This window comes from Streptomyces sp. NBC_00536 (assembly GCF_036346295.1).
Taxonomy (GTDB): domain Bacteria; phylum Actinomycetota; class Actinomycetes; order Streptomycetales; family Streptomycetaceae; genus Streptomyces.
The window spans coordinates 3,111,469-3,132,620 of record NZ_CP107819.1; the positions used below are offsets into that span (position 1 = coordinate 3,111,469).

The 21,152-nt window shown below is 70.9% G+C and carries 24 protein-coding genes, 1 tRNA gene, 1 pseudogene and 1 riboswitch; of the genes and pseudogenes, 12 read left to right on the forward strand and 14 right to left on the reverse strand.

The annotated features are described in order from the left end of the window. Positions 1-186: 186 nt before the first annotated feature. Positions 187-744: a GNAT family N-acetyltransferase gene (locus tag OHS33_RS13470; RefSeq protein WP_330330643.1), complete on the reverse strand. Its 558-nt coding sequence runs from the start codon at positions 742-744 to the stop codon at positions 187-189. A gap of 181 nt (positions 745-925) precedes the next feature. On the opposite strand from OHS33_RS13470, the gene OHS33_RS13475 reads away from it, so the two are divergent. Continuing rightward, the gene (locus tag OHS33_RS13475; RefSeq protein WP_330330644.1) at positions 926-1,090 is read left to right on the forward strand and encodes a hypothetical protein; all 165 of its coding nucleotides are present in this window, start codon (positions 926-928) and stop codon (positions 1,088-1,090) included. Between the two features lie 51 nt (positions 1,091-1,141). Beyond that, a complete protein-coding gene (locus OHS33_RS13480) occupies positions 1,142-1,441 on the forward strand; it encodes a hypothetical protein (protein WP_330330645.1) in 300 nt (99 codons plus the stop codon). A gap of 97 nt (positions 1,442-1,538) precedes the next feature. Here the strand turns inward: OHS33_RS13480 and OHS33_RS13485 are convergent, their stop codons facing one another. The 5 genes from OHS33_RS13485 to OHS33_RS13505 form a co-directional block, all read right to left on the reverse strand. Then, positions 1,539-2,957, reverse strand: coding sequence for a DUF445 domain-containing protein (locus OHS33_RS13485; protein ID WP_443065293.1), 1,419 nt, complete (start codon positions 2,955-2,957; stop codon positions 1,539-1,541). 82 nt (positions 2,958-3,039) lie between these two features. Next, positions 3,040-3,738, reverse strand: a complete 699-nt coding sequence (locus tag OHS33_RS13490) for a DUF1707 SHOCT-like domain-containing protein (RefSeq protein WP_330330646.1) — start codon at positions 3,736-3,738, stop codon at positions 3,040-3,042. Positions 3,739-3,824: 86 nt separating this feature from the next. After that, positions 3,825-4,790 carry an ABC transporter ATP-binding protein gene (locus tag OHS33_RS13495; RefSeq protein WP_330330647.1) on the reverse strand — a complete coding sequence of 322 codons (966 nt, stop codon included), beginning with the start codon at positions 4,788-4,790 and terminating at the stop codon, positions 3,825-3,827. Positions 4,791-4,861: 71 nt separating this feature from the next. Then, positions 4,862-5,626, reverse strand: coding sequence for an ABC transporter permease (locus OHS33_RS13500; protein ID WP_330335036.1), 765 nt, complete (start codon positions 5,624-5,626; stop codon positions 4,862-4,864). A gap of 169 nt (positions 5,627-5,795) precedes the next feature. After that, a complete protein-coding gene (locus tag OHS33_RS13505; protein WP_330330648.1) occupies positions 5,796-6,611 on the reverse strand; it encodes an ABC transporter permease in 816 nt (271 codons plus the stop codon). A gap of 192 nt (positions 6,612-6,803) precedes the next feature. On the opposite strand from OHS33_RS13505, the gene OHS33_RS13510 reads away from it, so the two are divergent. Next, positions 6,804-9,320 (forward strand): transglycosylase domain-containing protein, encoded by a 2,517-nt coding sequence (locus tag OHS33_RS13510; RefSeq protein WP_443065294.1) that lies wholly within the window; start codon positions 6,804-6,806, stop codon positions 9,318-9,320. Between the two features lie 7 nt (positions 9,321-9,327). On the opposite strand, the gene OHS33_RS13515 is transcribed toward OHS33_RS13510, so the two are convergent. The 3 genes from OHS33_RS13515 to OHS33_RS13525 all read right to left on the reverse strand — a co-directional run bounded on the left by OHS33_RS13515 (position 9,328) and on the right by OHS33_RS13525 (position 10,498). Then, positions 9,328-9,648 (reverse strand): DMT family transporter, encoded by a 321-nt coding sequence (locus OHS33_RS13515; RefSeq protein WP_328298869.1) that lies wholly within the window; start codon positions 9,646-9,648, stop codon positions 9,328-9,330. A gap of 31 nt (positions 9,649-9,679) precedes the next feature. After that, a riboswitch (guanidine-III (ykkC-III) riboswitch) is annotated at positions 9,680-9,745 on the reverse strand. 65 nt (positions 9,746-9,810) lie between these two features. After that, a complete protein-coding gene (locus OHS33_RS13520; RefSeq protein ID WP_283448917.1) occupies positions 9,811-10,155 on the reverse strand; it encodes a GroES family chaperonin in 345 nt (114 codons plus the stop codon). 22 nt (positions 10,156-10,177) lie between these two features. After that, positions 10,178-10,498: a DUF3618 domain-containing protein gene (locus OHS33_RS13525; RefSeq protein WP_330330649.1), complete on the reverse strand. Its 321-nt coding sequence runs from the start codon at positions 10,496-10,498 to the stop codon at positions 10,178-10,180. 121 nt (positions 10,499-10,619) lie between these two features. On the opposite strand from OHS33_RS13525, the gene bcp reads away from it, so the two are divergent. From bcp to OHS33_RS13545, 4 genes are all read left to right on the forward strand, one after another. Continuing rightward, positions 10,620-11,087, forward strand: a complete 468-nt coding sequence (gene bcp / locus OHS33_RS13530) for a thioredoxin-dependent thiol peroxidase (RefSeq protein ID WP_330330650.1) — start codon at positions 10,620-10,622, stop codon at positions 11,085-11,087. Between the two features lie 153 nt (positions 11,088-11,240). Then, positions 11,241-11,879, forward strand: coding sequence for an HNH endonuclease signature motif containing protein (locus OHS33_RS13535; protein ID WP_330330651.1), 639 nt, complete (start codon positions 11,241-11,243; stop codon positions 11,877-11,879). Beyond that, positions 11,876-12,541, forward strand: coding sequence for an HNH endonuclease signature motif containing protein (locus tag OHS33_RS13540; RefSeq protein ID WP_330330652.1), 666 nt, complete (start codon positions 11,876-11,878; stop codon positions 12,539-12,541). The genes OHS33_RS13535 and OHS33_RS13540 overlap by 4 nt, the downstream gene beginning before the upstream one ends. A gap of 47 nt (positions 12,542-12,588) precedes the next feature. Then, positions 12,589-12,673, forward strand: a tRNA-Leu gene (locus OHS33_RS13545). Positions 12,674-12,721: 48 nt separating this feature from the next. Here the strand turns inward: OHS33_RS13545 and rdgB are convergent. The 4 genes and pseudogenes from rdgB to OHS33_RS13565 all read right to left on the reverse strand — a co-directional run. Continuing rightward, positions 12,722-13,372 (reverse strand): RdgB/HAM1 family non-canonical purine NTP pyrophosphatase, encoded by a 651-nt coding sequence (gene rdgB, locus OHS33_RS13550; RefSeq protein WP_330330653.1) that lies wholly within the window; start codon positions 13,370-13,372, stop codon positions 12,722-12,724. A 41-nt stretch (positions 13,373-13,413) separates the two neighbouring features. Beyond that, on the reverse strand, positions 13,414-13,854 hold the full coding sequence (locus OHS33_RS13555) for a hypothetical protein (RefSeq protein ID WP_330330654.1): 441 nt from the start codon (positions 13,852-13,854) through the stop codon (positions 13,414-13,416). A 110-nt stretch (positions 13,855-13,964) separates the two neighbouring features. Further along, the gene (gene rph, locus OHS33_RS13560) at positions 13,965-14,690 is read right to left on the reverse strand and encodes a ribonuclease PH (RefSeq protein WP_330330655.1); all 726 of its coding nucleotides are present in this window, start codon (positions 14,688-14,690) and stop codon (positions 13,965-13,967) included. A gap of 133 nt (positions 14,691-14,823) precedes the next feature. Then, positions 14,824-15,063, reverse strand: a pseudogene (locus tag OHS33_RS13565) (glucose PTS transporter subunit EIIB); the annotation flags it as partial. 243 nt (positions 15,064-15,306) lie between these two features. Here OHS33_RS13565 and OHS33_RS13570 point away from each other — a divergent pair. The 3 genes from OHS33_RS13570 to OHS33_RS13580 all read left to right on the forward strand — a co-directional run bounded on the left by OHS33_RS13570 (position 15,307) and on the right by OHS33_RS13580 (position 19,168). Further along, on the forward strand, positions 15,307-16,608 hold the full coding sequence (locus OHS33_RS13570; RefSeq protein WP_330330656.1) for a PTS transporter subunit EIIC: 1,302 nt from the start codon (positions 15,307-15,309) through the stop codon (positions 16,606-16,608). 294 nt (positions 16,609-16,902) lie between these two features. Next, complete coding sequence (locus OHS33_RS13575) at positions 16,903-18,150, forward strand: PTS transporter subunit EIIC (RefSeq protein ID WP_330330657.1); 1,248 nt, start codon at positions 16,903-16,905, stop codon at positions 18,148-18,150. 115 nt (positions 18,151-18,265) lie between these two features. Continuing rightward, the gene (locus tag OHS33_RS13580; protein ID WP_330330658.1) at positions 18,266-19,168 is read left to right on the forward strand and encodes a DUF7916 family protein; all 903 of its coding nucleotides are present in this window, start codon (positions 18,266-18,268) and stop codon (positions 19,166-19,168) included. A 41-nt stretch (positions 19,169-19,209) separates the two neighbouring features. Here the strand turns inward: OHS33_RS13580 and OHS33_RS13585 are convergent, their stop codons facing one another. Next, the gene (locus tag OHS33_RS13585; protein WP_330330659.1) at positions 19,210-19,962 is read right to left on the reverse strand and encodes an MBL fold metallo-hydrolase; all 753 of its coding nucleotides are present in this window, start codon (positions 19,960-19,962) and stop codon (positions 19,210-19,212) included. A 228-nt stretch (positions 19,963-20,190) separates the two neighbouring features. On the opposite strand from OHS33_RS13585, the gene OHS33_RS13590 reads away from it, so the two are divergent. Together OHS33_RS13590 and OHS33_RS13595 are read left to right on the forward strand one after the other, a co-directional pair. Continuing rightward, on the forward strand, positions 20,191-20,640 hold the full coding sequence (locus OHS33_RS13590) for a hypothetical protein (protein ID WP_330330660.1): 450 nt from the start codon (positions 20,191-20,193) through the stop codon (positions 20,638-20,640). Further along, positions 20,637-21,017: a DUF488 domain-containing protein gene (locus tag OHS33_RS13595; protein WP_330330661.1), complete on the forward strand. Its 381-nt coding sequence runs from the start codon at positions 20,637-20,639 to the stop codon at positions 21,015-21,017. The genes OHS33_RS13590 and OHS33_RS13595 overlap by 4 nt, the downstream gene beginning before the upstream one ends. Positions 21,018-21,152 lie beyond the last annotated feature (135 nt).

The following is a 21,152-nucleotide window of genomic DNA, read 5'->3' on the forward strand; positions in this document are numbered from 1 at the left end:
ACGGCCCCGTGGCCAAGCGTCCGGCCTTGTCCGTCACCCGGACCCCGGCCGGGGGGCAGGGCCCCAGGCTGCCGGCAAGGCTCACGCCGCGGCCTGGGCTCAGGCCCCGGGCCGGGGCTCAAGCCGGACCCCCTGGCACGGGGCACGGGGCACGGGGCACGGGGCCCCGGCCCCGGCCTCACGGCCTCAGGCCGCCGCCGAGGCCGTTGCGGCTTCCGGGTGGTCGGGGGAGAGGAAGACGATCACCGCGTTCTCGGTGCCGGGGAGGGGGGTCACCTCGTGCCAGCCGAGGCGGCGGTAGGTGGCGACCGTGTCGGTGGCGGCGCGGGCGGTGAGCAGCCAGGCGCGGTGTTCCGGGGCGTCCGCGGTGATCTCGGCGAGGAGGGCCCGGCCGGTGCCCTGGCCGCGGGCGTGGCGGCGTACGGCCAGTTCGTCCACTTCGAGGGCGTCGACCAGGAGCCGCCGTACGCGGGCGCGTCCGAGCTGGGCGGTGACCTGGGCGTAGCCGCGGTCCGCGGGGAAGGGGGCGCGGGTCAGCCAGGCGGTGGCGAAGCCGTCGATGCCGTTCGCGGTCTGGGCGAAGGCGGTACGGAAGCCACGGCGGCGGGTGTCGGACTGCAGTCGGGCAGCGAACTGACGAATGGTTTCTTCGCCTTCGTTCCACGGCGGGCCCGAGAAGACGTCGGCGTAGGTGTCGACCAGTTCGTCCGTCAGGTCGAGGACGGCCGGTCCGTAGCAGATCACGGTTGTCCGCTCCTGGGGTGGGTTGGGTGGGTTCTCTCCTGCGGAGAGCGAATCTACGCCCCCGCGGTTGCCTGGTGTGGCGCATCCCTCGATCGGGAGGTTCCCGGCGGATCCCGGCAGATCCGCCACGAGGTGCGCTGATCCGCCGTGTCAGGGCGGGGGGTTGAGGCGTTGTACGTTCGTGGACGGATTCCTGCGTGGGCTCGGCGCGTGCGCCGTGGCGTTCTTCCTGGTGCTGGGCGTGGTCGCCATGCTGCCGCCCGGCGTCCCGCACACCGTCGTGGGCGGGGCCGTCATGCTGCTCGGCGCGGTGGCCGCCCGCCGGATCGCACGGCGCCCGCGTTAGCCTCGTACGAGAGCAGCAGCGTAGGACGTCCGTACGGCGGAGGGAATGGACATGGCACGGGTACCCAGCTCGGTGGTCGCCGCGGCAGGACTGGTCGGCGGCTACGCCGTCGCGCGGTGGACGCGCAAGCGGCCGCTGGGCGGCGTCGTCCTCGGTACGGCCGGACTCGTGGCCGGGCGCGAATGGCAGCGCCGGGCGGGCACCCCCGCGGCGGCCGGACTCGGCGCGCTGTACGTCGCCGGCTTCGCCGGATCGCACCCCCTGGCGAAGAAGGTCGGCGCCTGGCCCGCCGTCCTCGGCGTGGCCGGGGTCGTGGCCGCCGCCTCCTGGGCCGTGGCCGACCGCGGCTGAGCCACCTCACCGCCCACGAAGCCCCACCGCCAACCAAAACCCCGGCCCGCCCGCAAGGGGCCGGGGCCCTTGCCCACGCGCCCACGCGCCTACGCGCCTACGCCCCCAGCGCCCGGCTGACCGTATAGATCAGCAGCCCCGCCAACGCCCCCACCACCGTGCCGTTGATCCGGATGAACTGCAGGTCACGCCCGATGTGGGCCTCGATCTTGCGCGAGGTGTGCTCCGCGTCCCAGCCCGCCACCGTGTCCGTGATCAGCGAGGTGATCTCGGTCCGGTAGGTGGTCACGACGTACACCACCGCGCCCTCGATCCAGCCCTCCACCTTCCCCTGCAGGCGGCCGTCCGTGGCCAGCCGGGAGCCGAGCGAGATCAGGGACGCCCGTACGCGCAGGCGCAGTTCGCTCTGCTCGTCCTCCGCCGCCGAGAGGATCATCGTACGGATGGCCGACCACGCCGACGCGATGATGTCCTGGACCTCCCCGCGCGCCAGGATCTCGGACTTGAGCCGCTCGACCCGGGCGCGGGTCTCCGTATCCGACTGCAGGTCCGCCGCGAAGTCGCTCAGGAACCGGTCCACCGCCCCGCGCGCCGGGTGCTCCGGCATGTCGCGCATCTCGGTGACGAACCGCAGCAGCTCCTTGTACACGCGGTCGCCGATCTTCCGGTCCACGAACCGCGGAGTCCAGCCGGGCGCCCCGCCCTGGACCGCGTCCATCACCGATTCCCCGTGCGTGACCAGCCAGTCGTGCGCCTTCACGCACACCAGGTCCACGGCCCGCCGGTGCCCGCCGTCCGCGACGATCCGCTCCAGGGTCTTGCCGACGCCCGGCGCGATCTCGGCGTTCTCCGCGCGCCGCGTGATGGCCTCCCCGACGACCGCCTGCACATCGGAGTCGCGCAGCACGGTCAGCGCGCCGCGCAGCGCGGTCGCCAGCTCCTCGGTGACCCGGTCGGCGTGCGCGGGCTCGGCCAGCCACGCGCCGAGGCGGCCGCCGATGCCGAGCGCGTGCAGCCGCGTGCGCACGACGTCCGAGGACAGGAAGTTCTCGCCGACGAACTCCCCGAGGGAGACGCCGAGCTGGTCCTTCTTGGTCGGGATGATCGCGGTGTGCGGAATCGGCAGGCCGAGCGGGCGCCGGAAGAGCGCGGTGACCGCGAACCAGTCCGCGAGCGCGCCGACCATGCCCGCCTCGGCCGCGGCGGCCACATAGCCCGCCCAGCCGCCGTCCCCGCCCCCGGCGCCCGCGTGCTGCGCCCACTTGGCCAGTACGTAGACCAGCGCGACCAGGATCAGCAGCCCGGTCGCCGTCCTCTTCATCCGGCGCACACCGCGCTGCCGCTCCTCGTCCGCGGCGTTGAACACGAACTGGCCGGCCGCTCCGGTCGGCCCGGCGGACCCTGCCGGAGGTGCCCCCGCGGGAGGTGTCCCCGAAGGAGGTGGTGGCTGTCTTGTGCTCGTCCCTGTGTCGTTCACGGGTTCCTGCCTTCCCCCGGGGCGCCGGTTCGTCTGCATAGCATCCGACTCCCGGGGCGGCCGCGGAGTTCCCGCCGCCACCCGGCGTGTCCCCGCCACCACCTGCCGTTACAGGCTGCCGCTACAGCTCCTTGCGCGACGAGCGGCCGCCCCGGCCCCGGTTCTTGCGCGGCTTCTGCTTCACTTCCACCCCGCCCCAGAAGGCCAGGCCGTTCACGATCACCCGCGGAGCACCGGGTTCCGCGGGGACCTCCATCTCCCGGTGATCGAACGCGCCCATCACCCCGATGCCCCGTACGTCGACGTCCACGCCCGGCGGCACGATGATCTCGATCCCGCCCATGATGGCGAAGCAGTTGATCACCACCTCGCGCTCCTCGAAACGGGCCTCGCGCAGGTCGATCTCACCGCCGCCCCAGAACGTCACCGCGGTGAAGCTCGCGGGAACCGTCCACGCCCCCTTGCGCTGGAACCCGGACATGATCGCCACGCCCCAGGACGAGGTGCCCCGCCCGCCGATCCGCGCGGGCCACGACTCGCCCGTGCCCGGGGCGTCCGCCACCGGAGCGGGCGCCTTGCTGAACGACACCGGGCCGCCCGGAACACCCGGAACCTGCCCCGCCGCCGGAAGGTCGGCGGTCAGCGGCTCCAGCTCGGCGTACGTACGCGACCGGTAGGCCGCCTCCAGCCGCTCCTCGAACTCGTCCATGTCGAGCCGCCCCTCGGCGACCGCGTCGCGCAGCCGCTCCACCACCCGCTCGCGGTCGGCGTCGGAGGCCCTCAGTTCCGGCAACGGCTTCTGCGGCCGCTCGTCACTCATGTGGCACAGCCTATGCAGCCGGCCGCCCGAACCGTAGGGGTCACAAGGCGCGTTGACCCCGAACTCGCCTCCCCCCACTACTCCCGCTACTCCCGCCCCGCGTACATCCGCGCGATCACGTCCTCGATGTCCGGCTCCCGCACCGACAGGTCCAACAGCGGGTACTCCGCCGCCACCGCCGCCACCAGCGGCGCCGCCGAGGCCTCCGCCGGGAACGCCAGCCACTGCCGCGGCCCCTCCACCTTCACCACCCGCGCGCCCGCCACCGTGATCGGCGGAAGGTCCCGCTCCAGGTCCACCACCAGCGTCCGCTCGCTCTGCCCCGACGGCCCCGCCGTGTGCAGTCCCGCGAGCGCGCCGTCGTACATCAGCCGCCCGTGGTCGATCACCATCACCCGCTCGCACAACTGCTCGATGTCCTGGAGGTCGTGCGTGGTCAGCAGCACCGTCGTGCCCAGCTGCCCGTTCAGCTCCCGCAGGAACCCGCGCACCTTGGCCTTGCTCACCACATCGAGCCCGATCGTCGGCTCGTCCAGGTACAGCACGTCCGGATCGTGCAGCAGCGCCGCCGCGATGTCCCCGCGCATCCGCTGCCCCAGCGACAGCTGACGCACCGGTACGTCGAGCAGCTCGCCCAGGTCCAGCTGCTCCACGCACCGCTCCAGATTGCGGCGGAAGCGGTCGGGCGGGATCCGGTACATCCGCCGCATCAGCCCGTACGAGTCCTTCAGCGGCAGGTCCCACCACAAGGTGGTGCGCTGCCCGAACACCACCCCGATCCGGTGCGCCAGCCGGGTCCGCTCGCGCGCCGGGTCGATGCCCGCGACCCGCAGACGCCCACCGGTGGGCGTCAGGATCCCCGTCAGCATCTTGATCGTGGTCGACTTCCCCGCGCCGTTGGGCCCGATGTAGCCGACCATCTCACCCCGCGCGACCCCGAAACTGATCCCGTCCACGGCCTTGACCTGCCGTTTCTCCCGGCGCAGCAGCCCGGTCCGGCGCCGTACGTCGAAGACCTTCCGTACGTCGTCCAGCTCGATCAGCGGTTCCATCGGCTCCCCGTCTCCCTCTCAATGCCCATGCCCATGCCCATGCCCATGTCCAAGTCCAGGTCCATGTCCGCTCAGCTCCCGGTGCTCCGGTACGAGCGCAGCCCCGCCCGCCACGCCCACGACGCCGGGACCAGAACCAGCGCCGCCACCAGCGGGCTCACGTACGCCAGCCAGCCCGGCAGCCCCAGCGGATCGGGCCGCCCCAGCACGTGCAGCGCGGGCAGCCAGTTCACGAAGGCCAGCGGCACCACGAAGGTCACCCCGCGCAGCAGCTCCTTGCCGAAGACCGTCGGCGGGTACTGGAGCATCGTGTTGCCGCCGTACGTGAAGGAGTTCTGCACCTCGGCGGCGTCCCCGGCGACGAACTGGAACGCCGCCCCCGCCACCATCACCGCCCCGAAGATCGCGGCCCCCGCCACCACCATCACCGGCATCAGCAGCACCCGGCCCACCGTCCACTGCACGTCCAGCACCGACACCGCCCAGACCAGCACGCCCAGCCCCTGCACCACCCGGCCCAGGCGCCGCAGCGCGAACCGGTCGGCAGCGACCTGCGCCAGCACCGGCACCGGGCGGACCAGCATCGTGTCGAGGGACCCGTCCCGGATCCGGACGCCGATCCGGTCCGTGTTGCCGAGCAGCAGGTCCGCGAGGCCGAGGGACGCCGAGCAGGACCCGTACAGCAGGGCGATCTCGGGCAGCGTGAACCCGCCGAGGACGTTCACGTGCCGGAACATGATGTAGATCGCGACGAAGTCCAGCAGGCTGCCCGCCCCGTTCCCGAAGAGGGAGATGAGGAAGGAGGTCCGGTAGGTCATGGTCGCCCGGATCCACATCGCCACGATCAGGCCGTAGCCGCGCAGCCCGGCACGCGCCTGCCGCCAGAGCCCGAACCGCCCGCCCCCGCCCAGCACGGGCACGGGTTCGGGTCCGGGTCCGGGTCCGGGTCCGGACGCGACCGGAGTCACCTCGCGCGCGACCGTCCAGGCCGACTCCTCCGAGGTGTCAACCACCCTGGACCACCACCCTCCGCGTCGCCGCCGACTGCAGCAGCCGCCCCACGCCCAGCAGCACGCCCGCCCACCCGGCCTGGAACGCCAGCGCCCGCGCCGTGCCCCCGGCCCCCGCGTGCTTGCCCATCAGCACGTCCAGCGGCACCTGGAGCATCGCCGACCAGGGCAGCATCCGGACCACCTCGCCGAACCCGCCCGGGAAGACGGTCAGCGGCAGCAGCATCCCGGAGAAGAGGATCGAGACGAGGGTGGCCACCATGTTGATCCCGGACCCGTCCAGCAGCCAGAACGCGCACAGCCCGAGCAGAAAGCGCAGCGCGAAGCTCACCACCAGCCCGAGCAGCACGGACAGCAGGAAGAGCAGCCAGCGCCCCGGCGCACTCGGCAGCGCGAGCCGGAAGGCGAGCGCCCCCGCGACGAGCGGCACCACCCCGCGCCCCAGCAACTGGAAGGCCGCCCGGCCCAGATCCGCGGCCAGCCACCACATCTGGAGGTCGGCCGGCCGGTAGAGGTCGACGGCGATGTCACCCGTTCGGATGCGCTCCTGCATCTCCTCCTGGAACCCGCCGCCGATGAGCGCCCCCGCGGCGAGCAGCGACTGGCTGGCCCACACGAAGGTCAGCGCCTGCGCCTGGTCGTAGCCGCCGAGCCCCGGCCGCTGGTCCCACAGCGCGATGTAGGTGTACGCCACGATGAAGCCGAAGACGGTGTTCGTGAACACGCCCGCGGCGGTCGCCGTTCCGTAGGTGGCGTAGCGGCGGAAGCCGCCCGCCGCGATCGCCGCATAGAGGTGCGCGGTCCTGTGCACCGATTCCTCCGTTTGCACGTTGTTCCTACGACGGCCAAAGCGCGCGAGCTTAGTGCGGTGGGGCGGTCCACGCGAGGGAATTACCCCCGTCCGGCGCGCAATCAGCGGAATCACCGGCCATCGGGTAGACACCATTGGGTACAGACACGGATATTTCATCCGTTTCATTCGGCGCCGAGGAGCCCTGGAGACATGAGCGACCAGTCACCACCACCGGGCTGGACCCCTCGGGACCCGGACACCCCCGCCGAACCGACCCCTCCGACACCACCGGCCCCACCGGCCGCCAAGGAACCGGAGCCGCCCAAGCCCGCCGAGACCCCCCAAGCCCCGGAGACCCCCGAGGCCGCCAAGGCCACCAAGCCCGGGGAAACCCCCAAGGCAGCCAAGCCCCCCAAAGCCCCCAAGCCCCCGAAGCCCAAGCGCACCGGCTGGCGCCGCGCCGTCCCCACCTGGCGCATGCTGCTCGGAGCGTTCCTGCTGTTCGCGCTCCTGATCTGCGGCGCCCTGATCGCGGGCTACCTCCTGGTGAAGATCCCGCCCGCCAACGCCGCCGCCACCGCGCAGTCCAACGTCTACCTGTACGCCGACGGCTCCCCGCTCGCCCGCGACGGCGAGGTCAACCGCGTCAACGTCTCCCTCTCCGAGATCCCCCGGACCGTCCAGGAGACCGTACTGGCCGCCGAGGACCGGGACTTCTACTCCGAACGGGCGGTCGACCCCAAGGCGATGCTGCGCGCCGCCTGGAACACGGCGACCGGCAAGGGCACCCAGTCCGGCTCCACCATCACCCAGCAGTACGTCAAGAACTACTACCTGGGCCAGGAACAGACGCTGAACCGGAAGGCCAAGGAGTTCTTCATCGCGATCAAACTCGGTCGCGAGAAGTCCAAGGACTACATCCTTGAGGGCTACCTGAACACCAGTTACTTCGGCCGCAACGCCTACGGCATCCAGGCCGCCTCCCAGGCCTACTACGGCAAGGACGTCGGCAAACTCACCACCGCCGAAGGCGCCTACCTCGCCACCCTGCTCAACTCCCCCAGCGCCTTCGACGTCGTCGCCCACCCCCAGGGCCGCCCCCGCGCCCTCGCCCGCTGGAACTACGTACTCGACGGCATGGTGAAGAAGGACTGGATGCCCGCGGCCGAACGGGCCGGCACGAAGTTCCCCGAACCCGGCAAGGTCCGCCCGGCCGCCGGCCTCTCCGGGCAGCGCGGCTACCTGGTCGAGGCGATCAAGGAGTACATCGTCGACCGCAAGATCCTCGACGACAAGACCTTCTCCGAAGGCGGCTACCGCATCACCACCACCATCGACAAGCGCCGCCAGAACGCCTTCGTCGACTCCGTCCAGAAGCAGGTGCTCGCCAAACTCGACCCGAACGCCCGCCCGGTGGACCGCGTCGTACGCGCGGGCGGCGCCTCCATCGACCCCGTCACCGGCAAGGTCGTCGCGCTGTACGGCGGCATCGACTACACCAAGCAGTACGTCAACAACGCCACCCGGCACGACTACCAAGTGGCCTCCACCTTCAAACCGTTCGTGTTCACCTCCGCCGTCGAGAACGGCTCGCGCACCCAGGACGGCCGCACCATCACCCCGAACACGATCTACAACGGCGCCAACAAACGCCCCGTGGTCGGCAGCCGGATCCCCTTCTTCCCCTCCAACGAGGACGACGCCTCGTACGGCAACATCACCGTCCGCACCGCCACCGACCTCTCCGTCAACGCGGTCTACGCGCAGATGGCGGTCGACGTCGGCGGCGACAAGGTCAAGCAGACCGCGATCGCCCTCGGGATCCCCGAGAACACCGCCAACTTCAACGCGGGCCCGGCCATCGCGCTCGGCACGGTCCAGGCCAGCGTCCTCGACATGACCCAGGCCTACGCGACCCTCGCCGACCACGGCCGCTACACCCCGTACACCTTCGTCGAGAAGATCAGCAAGGGCGACGAGACCGTCCCCCTCCCCGACCGCGCCGGACGCCAGGCCGTCACCCGCGAAGCCGCCGACACCACCACCTCGATGCTGGTCAGCGTCGTCGACAACGGAACCGGTACGGCCGCACTCGCCGCCGGACACCCGGCGGCCGGCAAGACCGGCACCGCCGAACTCGACCGCGCCGCCTGGTTCGCGGCGTACACCCCGGACCTGGTCACGGTCGTCTCGATGATGGGCCAGGACCCCGACAAGGGCACCCCCGAATCCCTCTACGGCGCACTCGGCGAGCCGCGCATCGGCGGTGGCGGCTACCCGGCCCGGGTCTGGGCGGCGTACACGAAGGCCGCGCTCCAGGGCAGCGACCCGCAGGACTTCGAACTGGACCTCCAGCCCGGCGCGGCCCTGCCGCCCGCACCGCCGCCCGCCTCCCAGGAACCCCCGTTCAGCCGCCCCCCGGCCGCCGACAACGGCGGCACCACCGGAACCCCGGCCACCGGCGGCGGCGACACCACGGGCAGGCCCACCAACGGCGGCACCACGAGTACCCCCAGCAACGGCGGCACCACGGGCACCCCGACCAACGGGGGCACCACCGGAACCCCGAGCAACGGAGGAACCACCGCCGGAAACCAGGGCGGCACGACCGCGGGCGACCAGGGCACCACCACGGCGGGCAACCAGGGCGGCACCACGACCCAGGGCGCCGCCCAGGGCACCCGGGGCGGCACGACCACACTGGGACCTGACGTATTCGGGCGATGACCTCCGGTCAGTGACCGGAGGTCGCCTTGAGCCCCACCACGGCGACCAACAACAAACAGATGAAGAAGATCCGGGCGGCGGTCACGGGCTCACCCAGAACGGCCATCCCCAGCACCGCCGCCCCCGCCGCACCGATACCGACCCACACGCCGTACGCCGTACCGATCGGCAGGGTCTTCGCGGCATAGGACAGCAACACCATGCTCGCGACGATCCCCGCACCGGTGAACACACTGGGCCACAGCCGGGTGAAACCCTCGGTGAACTTCATACCGATCGACCAGCCGACTTCGAGCAGACCGGCGAGCAGCAACAGGATCCAGGCCATGACAGGCACCTCCGGACGAGAGCGGACAGCAGGTGCGTCGTCTTGTCGGACCCGGTACGGCGCGTCTCGTCGGGAATCCCCACCACCGTAGCAAAAACCCCACCCGGACAGCCGAAAGGACCGGTGACCTCGGTCACCGGCCCTTGTCAGCACTCTCGGATCTCAGAGATAGAGACCGGTGGAGTCCTCGGCCCCCTCAAGCCGCTCCGCGGCCACGGCGTGCAGGTCCCGCTCGCGCATCAGGATGTACGTCGCCCCGCGCACCTCGACCTCGGCCCGGTCCTCGGGGTCGTACAGCACCCGGTCACCGGGCTCCACGCTCCGCACGTTCTGCCCGACCGCGACCACCGCGGCCCAGGCGAGGCGCTTGCCCACCGCGGCCGTCGCCGGGATCAGGATCCCGCCGCCCGAGCGGCGCTCGCCCTCGGGCGAGTCGGACCGTACGAGCACGCGGTCGTGCAGCATGCGGATGGGCAGCTTGTCGTCGTGGGTGCTGTTCTCGCTCACGCCCCGAACCTACCCGCCCGCGTCACGCGCGCTTGCGGCGGGCGCCCAGGGCCAGCAGCCCCACGAGCGCCACGGCGACCAGCGCGACCGGCACGATCCGCTCGATGCGCGGCGCGCCGTCCTCACCGCGCAGCCCGCCCTTCACATCGGTGACGAGCCGGTTGACCGCGACGAAGGCACGGCCCGCGGTGTGATCCACGGCCCCGGCGACCTTGGCCTTGGCGTCCCCGACAATCGTCTTCGGGTGCATGCGCACGCCGATCTCGTCGAGCGTCTCGGCGAGCTGCTCGCGCCTGCGGACGATGTCCGCCTCGATCTGTTCGGGGGTCCTGGCTTCCGGCACCGCGCTGCCTCCGTCGTCGTGGTCCTGGTCGTACGGGTCGTAAGGGGCGTAGTCCGCCGTGAACAGTCTGTCAGCTTAGTCTCGTCCCGTACCGATCCCCTCCCGAGGAGACTGCTGAGACATGAGCGAGCGACTGCAGCCGGGCGACACCGCCCCCGCCTTCACCCTGCCCGACGCGGACGGCAACGAGGTCTCGCTCGCCGACCACAAGGGCCGCAAGGTCATCGTCTACTTCTACCCCGCGGCCCTGACCCCGGGCTGCACGAAGCAGGCCTGCGACTTCACCGACAACCTCTCCCTCCTGGCCACGGCGGGCTACGACGTCATCGGCGTCTCCCCCGACAAGCCGGAGAAGCTGGCGAAGTTCCGCGAGAAGGAAGACCTCAAGGTCACCCTGGTCGGCGACCCCGAGAAGGAGGTCCTGACGGCGTACGGCGCCTACGGCGAGAAGAAGCTGTACGGCAAGACGGTCACCGGCGTCATCCGCTCCACGGTGGTCGTGGACGAGGAGGGCAAGATCGAGCGCGCCTTCTACAACGTCAAGGCCACCGGCCACGTAGCCAAGATCATCAAGGACCTGGGCATCTGACCCCGGCCCCCTCGCCCCACCACAGTGGCCCGCACCCCGCCCGGGGCGCGGGCCACTGTGCTCATCGGACGAAATCCCCCGTAACCGTCCGACTATCGGTCCGTTACTCCGTACGAGGCCCGCACGCGCGGCCGGAACCGGAGGGACACAGGGATGCCGATCAGCCCGTACACGAAGGAACGCCTGGCGGAGGCGGCGAGCGCATCGCGCACGCTGACGGAGGCGCTGGAGAAACCGGGGGTGGACCCGAAGGGTGCGTCGAGGCGCTACCTGCTCGACCGGATGCGGAAGCTGGGCGTGGAGGTGACCCACTTCGAGCGGGAGGGGGTGAAGTGGACCCGGGACATCCTGTCCGAGGCCGTTGCCGCATCGACCACGATGTGTGACGTGCTGCGACGCCTCGGCCTCGAAGTGGTCGGCGGCCACCACACCCACATCAGCCGCAGGGTGAAGGCCTTCGGCATAGACACCTCGCACTTCCAACTGCCATCGCCAGCGGGTCGGCCCAAGGTCCGGCGGACTCCGGAATCGACCCTGGTGAAGCAGGACAGGCCCCACCCGCGCCGAGCCCAGAGCGAACAACTCAAGAGCGCACTCGCGGCGCTGGGCATACCCAACCAGTGTCAGGAGTGCGGGATCGACGGCACGTGGCAGGGTGAGCCGCTACCGCTGGAGGTCGACCACATCAACGGCGACTGGAGCGACAATCGCCGCGAGAACCTACGGCTGCTCTGCCCCAACTGTCACTCGACCACGGACACGTACCGCGGCCGCGCCAAGGGGCGCCGATGACTTCTGGCACCGGATACACCCGGGAACTCCTGGCAGAAGCTGCGAGGCAGTGCCAGGACATCGACGAGGTGATAGCCCGCTACGGCATCGAGCCACACCCCCAGCGGCTCAAGCAGTACCTCATACGCCGGTTCGACGCGTACGGGATCGACGTCTCCCACTTCAAGCGGCGCGCGTACCAGCGACACGGGAAACCGGATGAGGCTTCGCTGCGGGACGCGGTCGCCTCGTCCGAGTCATGGTCGGGGACCCTTCGGCATCTCGGCCTTCCCCTCCATGGTCGTCGGACGGCGACTCTCCAAACATGGGTCCGCGCATCTGGACTCGACACTTCGCACTTCCTGGGACAGGCGCACCAGCGCGGGAAGCCAGGGCCGGTTGCCGCTCGGCCCGCCTCAGAGATCCTCGTACGCCACGATGGGACGCGGCGCACTACGAGCAGACTCCTACGCCGCGCGCTGCGTGAGGTCGGCGTACCCGACGTGTGCGATGGGTGCGGCACGCCTCCGGAGTGGCGCGGGCGGCCGATGACCCTGGAGGTTGACCACATCGACGGCGACTGGAGCGACGACCGCCGCGAGAACCTGCGGCTGCTGTGCCCCAACTGCCACGCGGTCACCGACACCTGGTGCCGGGGAGGGGCCCGCCGAAGTCGGACGTGAGGCTCCCACCCACTGCTCGCGCTCGGCCGCTACGATGGCAGCACCAAGCGGCCGTGTCGTAATCAGGTAGCCGATCGGCGCTTAGAACGCCGTGGGAGAAATCCCGTGGGGGTTCGAATCCCCCCGGCCGCACAGGCCCGAAGGCCCGGCTCTCAGAGCCGGGCCTTCGGTGTACCCGGCTCAGCCCAGGAGTTCGCGGACCACCGGGGCCAGGGCGCGGAAGGCTTGGCCGCGGTGGGAGATGGCGTTCTTTTCCGCGGCTGTGAGTTCCGCGCAGGTGCGGGTTTCGCCCAGGGGCTGGAGGATCGGGTCGTAGCCGAAGCCGCCGGTGCCGGACGGGGTGTGGCGGAGGGTGCCCAGGAGGCGGCCCTCGACGACGCGTTCGGTGCCGTCCGGGAGGGCGAGGGCGGCGGCGCAGGCGAAGTGGGCCGCGCGGTGTTCGTCGTCGATGTCGCCGAGCTGGGCGAGCAGGAGGTCCAGGTTGGCCTGGTCGTCGCCGTGGGCGCCGGCCCAGCGGGCCGAGAAGATGCCGGGGGCGCCGTTCAGTACGTCCACGCAGAGCCCCGAGTCGTCGGCCACGGCCGGGAGGCCGGTGGCCTGGGCCAGGGCGTGGGCCTTGAGCAGGGCGTTCTCGGCGAAGGTGACGCCGGTTTCCTTGACGTCGGGGATCTCCGGGTACGCGTCCGCGCCGACCAGCTCGTGCGGCAGGCCGGCGTCGGACAGGATCGCGCGGAGTTCGGTGACCTTGCCCGCGTTGCGGGTGGCAAGGATCAGACGGGGGCGCGCCGGGGGCGTGGAGGGAGTGGGGAGAGTGGAGGGCGTCGAGGTCATGTCCTTATTATCCCGTCGGCCACCATCGCCACGGCCCGGGGTCAGCCCGGGGTGCAGACCTTGGAGATCTCCTTGGCCGCGTCGGCGACCGGGGTGATGTCGGGGGTCTTGTTGCCGCTCTCGATCGAGGTGCGGACGTTCTTGACGGCCGTGGTCATGGAGTCCACCGCCTTGCCGAGGTCGGCGTTGCCGGTCTTGTCGCCGACCTTCTTGAGGTTCTGCTCGATCTGGTTGAGCGCGTTCTGGGCGTCCTGGGGGCTGTTGCCCGCCTGGGAGACGGCCTGTTGGAGGTCGCTGACGCCGTTCGTGATGGCGACGGCCGTGTTCGCGCAGTCCATCGCGGTGGAGATCGCGTCGCAGGAGGTCAGGGCGGGCACGGTGAGGGCGGCCGCGAGGAGCACGGCGGGCAGGCGGTAGCGGCGGTGCGCGCGCTGGCGCTGGTCCTGGCGCTGGTCCTGGCGCTGGTCCTGCTGCTGGGACATGTGGGCTCCCCCGGTGGCCGGTTACGTGGACGGGCGCACAGTTTCGACCCTGTGCGCCCGTACTCGTCAAGACGCGGGATCTCGCCCCGCGGTTGCCGTGCGGTGATCCTCTAGAGCTCCAGGGCTCCGCGCTGGATGGCTTCGAGGTCGGCGCAGCCGCCGGCGGCGAGGTCGAGGAGGGCGTTGAGTTCCTTGCGGTCGAAGGGCTGGCCTTCGGCGGTGCCCTGGACCTCGACGAAGCGGCCGTCGCCGGTGCAGACGACGTTCATGTCGGTTTCGGCGCGGACGTCTTCCTCGTAGCAGAGGTCGAGGAGGGGTTCGCCGTCGACGATGCCGACGCTGACGGCGGCGACGGTGCCGGTGAGCGGCTTGCGGCCGGCCTTGATCAGCTTCTTCTGCTGGCCCCAGGTGATGGCGTCGGCGAGGGCGACGTAGGCGCCGGTGATGGCGGCGGTGCGGGTGCCGCCGTCGGCCTGGAGGACGTCGCAGTCCAGGACGATGGTGTTCTCGCCGAGGGCCTTGTAGTCGATGACGGCGCGCAGCGAGCGGCCGATGAGGCGGGAGATCTCGTGGGTGCGGCCGCCGATCTTGCCGCGTACGGATTCGCGGTCGCCGCGGGTGTTGGTGGAGCGGGGCAGCATCGAGTACTCGGAGGTGACCCAGCCTTCGCCGCTGCCCTTGCGCCAGCGCGGGACGCCTTCGCTGAAGGAGGCGGTGCAGAAGACCTTGGTGTCGCCGTAGGAGATGAGGACGGAGCCCTCGGCGTGCTTGCTCCATCCGCGTTCGATGGTGACCGGGCGGAGCTGTTCGGGCGTGCGGCCGTCGATGCGAGACATGGCTCCGAGCCTAGCCGGTGGCGGCCCGACTCCATGTCCCTGCGGGAAGACCCCGTCCGGGTGCGGCCCTGGACGGGGTCTTCTCGTGCGGCCGGGTGGGCGGCCGGGGGTGGGCGAGCCGGGTGGGCTCAGCTCACATCATGTCTTCGATGTCGGCGGCGATGGGGTCGGCGTCGGTGCCGATGACGACCTGGATGGCGGTGCCCATCTTGACGACGCCGTGGGCGCCGGCGGCCTTGAGGGCGGCTTCGTCGACCTTGCTCGGGTCGATGACCTCGGTGCGCAGGCGCGTGATGCAGCCTTCGACCTCTTCGATGTTCTCGATACCGCCGAGCCCGGCGACGATCTTCTCAGCCTTGGTGGCCATCTGTTTCTCCCTGAGTTCTACGAAGTACGAAGAACGAGTCTCGGCGGCGCATACTCCGCGTGAGCGTCCGCTCTGTCACGGTAACCCACGGTTGGCCCATCTACACGGGCACATGTCCGGGATCTGCCGAATCATAACGATCAGCGCGACCGCACCAGAAGTGGTCTACACCAGTGTGCCGCAAGTGTCGCAACTGCCAAAAACGGGCCGCCCCGACGGCCGCCCGACGGCCCCCCAGGGAGGACGCCGATGAGCGCGAGCAGCGCCGCAGCAGTGCCACAGCCGAAGTGGTGGAACGGCATTTTCCAGGGGCTCCAGAAGATGGGCCGGAGCCTCCAACTGCCGATCGCCGTCCTCCCCGCGGCCGGCATCCTCAACCGGCTCGGCCAGGACGACGTCTTCGGCAAGGACGGCCTGGGCTGGACGAACGTCGCCAAGGTGATGGGCAACGCGGGCGGCGCGCTGCTCAACGCCGACCTGGGCCTGCCCCTCCTCTTCTGCATCGGCGTCGCCATCGGCATGGCGAAGAAGGCCGACGGATCGACCGCTCTCGCGGCGGTCGTCGGCTTCCTCGTCTACCGCAACGTCCTGCACGCCTTCCCCAAGTCGTGCCCGGAGGGGACGAAGGACATCAAGGGCGGCTGCCTGGGGCAGGGCGACGCGTTCGCGGAGTACACCTTCCAGAACCCGGGGGTGTTCGGCGGCATCATCATGGGGCTGCTGGCCGCCTGGTTCTGGCAGCGCTACCACCGGGTGAAGCTGGTCGACTGGCTCGGCTTCTTCAACGGCCGCAGGCTCGTCCCGATCATCATGGCCTTCGTCGCGATCGTCTTCGCCGTGATCTGCCTGGGGATCTGGCCGGCGATCGGTGACGCGCTGCAGAGCTTCTCCGACTGGCTGGTGGGGCTGGGTGCGTGGGGCGCCGGGATCTTCGGTGTCGCGAACCGCGCGCTGCTGGTGATCGGCCTGCACCAGTTCCTGAACGTGCCCGTGTGGTTCCAGTTCGGCAGCTTCACCAAGCCGGACGGTTCGGTGGTGCACGGTGACATCGCGATGTTCCTGGCGGGCGACCCGAAGGCGGGGCAGTTCCTGTCCGGCTTCTTCCCCATCATGATGTTCGCGCTGCCCGCGGCGGCGCTGGCGATCACGCACTGCGCGAAGCCGTCGCGGCGCAAGCAGGTGGGCGGTCTGATGCTGTCGGTGGGCCTGACGTCCTTCGTCACGGGCATCACGGAGCCGCTGGAGTACTCGTTCCTGTTCATCGCGCCGGCGCTGTACGTGATCCACGCGGTGCTGACGGGTGTGTCGATGGCGGTGACCTGGGCGCTGGGGGTGCACGACGGGTTCAGCTTCTCGGCGGGTCTGATCGACTACGTCATCAACTGGAGCCTGGCGACGAAGCCGTGGATGATCATCCCGATCGGGCTGTGTTTCGCGGTGGTCTACTACGCGGTCTTCCGCTTCGCGATCACCAAGTTCAACCTGGCGACGCCGGGGCGGGAGTCGGACGAGGAGATCGCCGAGATGGAGCGGGAGAACATGAAGCAGTAGCCCGCCGGTGGAGCGGCGGCGGCGCATAGCGCACAAACGGGACGAGTAGCCTTCCGTCCCGGGCATCAAGGCCTTCGGACCCTCCGGGTCCGGGGGCCTTTGTCGTTCATGTCCGGGTGTGTCCGCCGCCACGGAACGAGGGGTTCCTTACGCGGACCTCACCGTGCTACAACTGGTCTACACCACTTAGTGGTGTAGACCACGCGGGCCCATCGGGCCCCCGGTCCACCTTTCTGAGACGCCGCCTCCCCCTTCCATGTCCCCGGGCGGCGCCTTGCCCAATGGAGGAAGTTGATGAGTACGGCAACCGCCGCTCCCACCAAGAAGTGGGGCTCCGGCCTGATGCAGGGCATGCAGAAGGTCGGTCGCAGCCTCCAGCTGCCCGTCGCCGTTCTGCCCGCCGCCGCGATCCTGCTGCGCCTCGGCCAGGACGACGTCTTCGGCAAGGACGGCCTCCAGTGGGGCAAGGTCGCCACGGTCTTCGCCAAGGCCGGTGACGGTGTCTTCCACAACCTCGCCCTGCTCTTCTGTGTCGGTGTCGCCATCGGTTACGCGAAGAAGGCGGACGGCTCGACTGCCCTCGCGGCGCTCGTCGGCTTCCTGGTCTACAAGAACGTGCTGAGCGCGTTCCCGGTCGACGGCTCCATCACCGCGCTCGCTCCGGAGGGCAAGCCGCAGGACCCGGGTGTGCTCGGCGGCATCATCGTCGGCCTCGTGAGCGCGATCATCTGGCAGAAGTTCCACCGCACCAAGCTGGTGGACTGGCTCGGCTTCTTCAACGGCCGCCGTCTCGTCCCGATCCTCATGGCCTTCATCGGCACCCTCTTCGGTGTCTTCTTCGGTCTCGCCTGGGGCCCGGTCGGCGACGCGCTGGCCAGCTTCGGTGACTGGCTGATCGGTCTCGGTTCGGTCGGTGCCGGTATCTACGGTGTGTTCAACCGCGGTCTGATCCCGGTCGGCATGCACCAGTTCCTGAACACGTTCTTCCAGCAGCAGGTCGGTTCCTTCACCAAGCCCGACGGTTCGATCGTCACCGGCGAGATCCCGCGCTTCTTCGCGGGTGACCCGACCGCCGGTCAGTTCATGTCGGGCTTCTTCCCGATCATGATGTTCGGCCTCCCGGCCGCCGCGCTCGCCATCGCCCACTGCGCCAAGCCCACCCGCCGCAAGGCCGTCATGGGCATGATGATCTCCCTCGCGCTGACCTCCTTCATCACGGGTGTCACCGAGCCGATCGAGTTCACCTTCCTCTTCCTCGCCCCGGCCCTGTACGCCGTCCACGCGGTGCTGACCGGTATCTCCATGGCCGTCACCTGGGGGCTGGGTGTGCACGACGGATTCGGCTTCTCGGCCGGTCTGATCGACTACCTGCTGAACTGGAAGCTCGCCACCAACCCGTGGATGATCATCCCGATCGGCCTGTGCTTCGGCGCGGTCTACTACGTGGTCTTCCGCTTCGCGATCACCAAGTTCAACCTTCCGACGCCGGGCCGCGAGTCCGACGAGGAGATCGCCGAGATGGAGAAGGCCGAGGCGAAGTAAGCCTCGGCCCCGCCGCCCCCAGGGCGTCCGGCTCGCACATCAAGGTCCGAAGCCCCTGTCTTTCCCTCCGGAAGACAGGGGCTTCGGCCGTTGTGCGGTGAATAGCCTGGTAACCATGACAGAACAGCGCATTCTCGACCTTGACCGTGAACAGCTCGCCGCCCTGCGGGGGCGGGATCTGACCCGGGCCGTGGCGGCCGCCGAGGGGCGGACGATGGTGGCGGAGGTGTTCGCCGAGCGCGCCGCGCTGTCCCCGCACCCGGACGGCCGCGGGGTGCACAACGCCGAGTTGGTCGCCGCCTTCGGCGCGGACATCGTCGTACTGAACCTCATCGAGCGGGCCTGGGACGGGGAGCGGCTGCGGCTGCCGGGGCTGGGCGAGTTCGCCACGTTCACGGAGCTGGCCCAGGTGATCGGCCGGCCGGTCGGGGTGAACCTGGAGCCCGGTGACGTACCGGAGATCCGGCGGGCGAAGCCCGAGTACGCCAAGCGGCTGGTGGACATGGGTGCGGCGATGCTGTGCATCACCGCGAATCCGGGTACGGGCGGCTCGTACGACGCGATGGCCCGGGTCACCGGGGAGCTGCGCCGGGGGCTGGGCGACGACGCGGCCCTGTGGTCGGGGAAGATGCACCACGCCGGGCACCCGGAGCGGGTGACCACGGCGCGGCTGACGGCGCTGGTGGACGCGGGCGCGGACGGGGTGGTCATGCCGCTGCCGGGGACCCTGCCCGGGGTGACGCGGGAGCTGGCGGCCGAGGCGGTGGCGGCGGTGCAGGACGCGGGCGCGATCGTGATGGGGGCGATCGGGACGAGCCAGGAGGGCAGTCACGCGAACGTGGTGCCGCAGCTCGCCCTGAACGCGAAGGAGGCGGGCTTCGACGCCCACCACTTCGGGGACTCCTACCTGCCGGGGATGTGCGATCCGGAGGTCATGTACGCGTACTCGGTGGCCATCCGCGGCCGCCGTCACACCTGGAACCGGATGGCGCTCTCCGGCCGGCGGGCGCGGGGGTAGGTCCAGGTACGGGTACGGGGCCGGGTCCGGGGCCGGGGGGCTCAGACCTCGTAGACGGCGCCCGCGTGGGCGAGGTCCACCCGGCCCTCGTACACCGCGCGGGCGTCGGCGAGGTTGCGCTCGGCGTCGGTCCACGGCGGGATGTGGGTCAGTACGAGCCGCCCGACCCGGCCCGCGCGGGCGAACTCCCCCGCCTCGCGGCCGTTGAGGTGGAGGTCGGGGATGTCCTCCTTGCCGTGCGTGAAGGAGGCCTCGCAGAGGAACAGGTCGGCGCCCTCGGCGAGCAGGCCCAGTTCGGCGCAGACCCCGGTGTCGCCGGAGTACGTGAGGGACCGGCCGCCGTGTTCGAGGCGGATGGCGTAGGACTCGATGGGGTGGGAGACCCGCTCGGTGCGCACCTGGAAGGGGCCGATCTCGAAGGTGCCGGACTTGAGGGTGCGGAAGTCGAAGACCTCGCTCATCGAACGCTCGTCGGGGACGTCCTCGTAGGCCGTGGTCAGGCGCTTCTCGGTGCCTTCGGGGCCGTAGACGGGGATGGTTCCGCAGCGGCCGCCTTCGTGGCGGTAGTAGCGGGCGACGAAGTAGCCGCACATGTCGATGCAGTGGTCCGCGTGCAGGTGGCTGAGGAAGACGGCGTCGAGGTCGTACAGGCCGATGTGCCGTTGCAGCTCACCGAGGGAGCCGTTGCCCATGTCGAGGAGCAGCCGGAAGCCGTCGGCCTCGACGAGGTAGCTCGAGCAGGCCGATTCCGCGGAGGGGAACGAGCCGGAGCAACCGACGACGGTGAGCTTCATGGAGCGGGAACCTCCGTGGACGGTCCGTGGACGTTACACGGATACGGGGAGGGCGACGGGGGCGTGCGTGGAGTCGAGCGTAAAGCGCGAATCGTCCCGTCGCTCCTCCGCGGCGGGCCGTTGTGGGGCAACTCACCTGCGGTGTCACCCGGTGGAGCGACGGGCCGTACGGGGGTTGCCGTGCGGGCGGGCCGTGCGGGCGGGTGGGGGCGCGGTTACGGTCGATGCATGGACACGTCCTGGTGGCCGGGGGTGGCGGCGGTGGTGGCCGTGGCCGTCGTACTGCTGGTGGTGGGGCGCGGGACGGCGGCGGTGCGGCCGTGGCGCTCCGCGGGTCCGGGTTCCGCCGGGCACGGCCCGGGGCCGCCGCCGCGGCCGGTGGTGCGCGAGCTGTGGTGCCTGGCCGACGGCAGTGCCTGCCTGATCCTGGCGGTACGGGGCCCACGGGCGCGGGTCGCGCCGGTCACCGGGAAGTACCGGGACGCCCGGCCCGGGGTGATCGCCCTGCCGCCGGGGGTGCTCGGGGCGGCGCACGGCCGGGCGGCGTTCCTGGAGGCGGACCGGCCGCGGGAGGTCTCGGTGTGGGAGCTGCGGCGGCGGGTCGGGGCGGTGGATCCCGCGGTGTGGGACCAGGTGAAGGGGCTCGGGCTGGGAGGGCTGGGAGGTGAGGGCCGGTGACGAAGCCGGAGCGGGCGGGGGCCGGGGTGGTGCGGGTGCGGCGGGTCTACGATCCCCCGGACCCGGCGGCGGACGGCGTCCGGGTGCTGGTGGACCGGCTGTGGCCGCGGGGGCTGGCGAAGGCGGTGGCGGCGGTGGATCTGTGGCCGAAGGAGGTGACTCCGTCGGCGGAGCTGCGGAAGTGGTTCCACGGTGGGGGTGGGGGGTTCGAGGAGTTCCGGGAGCGGTACGAGGCGGAGTTGGCGGGGCCGGATGCGGTGGCCGGGCTGGAGCGGTTGCGGGGCCTCGTGGGGGCCGGGCCGGTGACGCTGCTGACCGCGGTCAAGGACCCGGCGTCCAGCCATGCGGCGATCCTGGCGGCCCTGCTGTCCCCCTGACCCATGGCTCCGCCCCGGCCCCGGCCCGACCGGCCCCCGCCGCCTGAGCCTCCGGCGGCCGCCGCCTGAGCCTCCGGCGGCCGCCGCCTGAGCCTCCGGCGGCCGCCGCCTGAGCCTCCGGCGGCGCCTCAAACG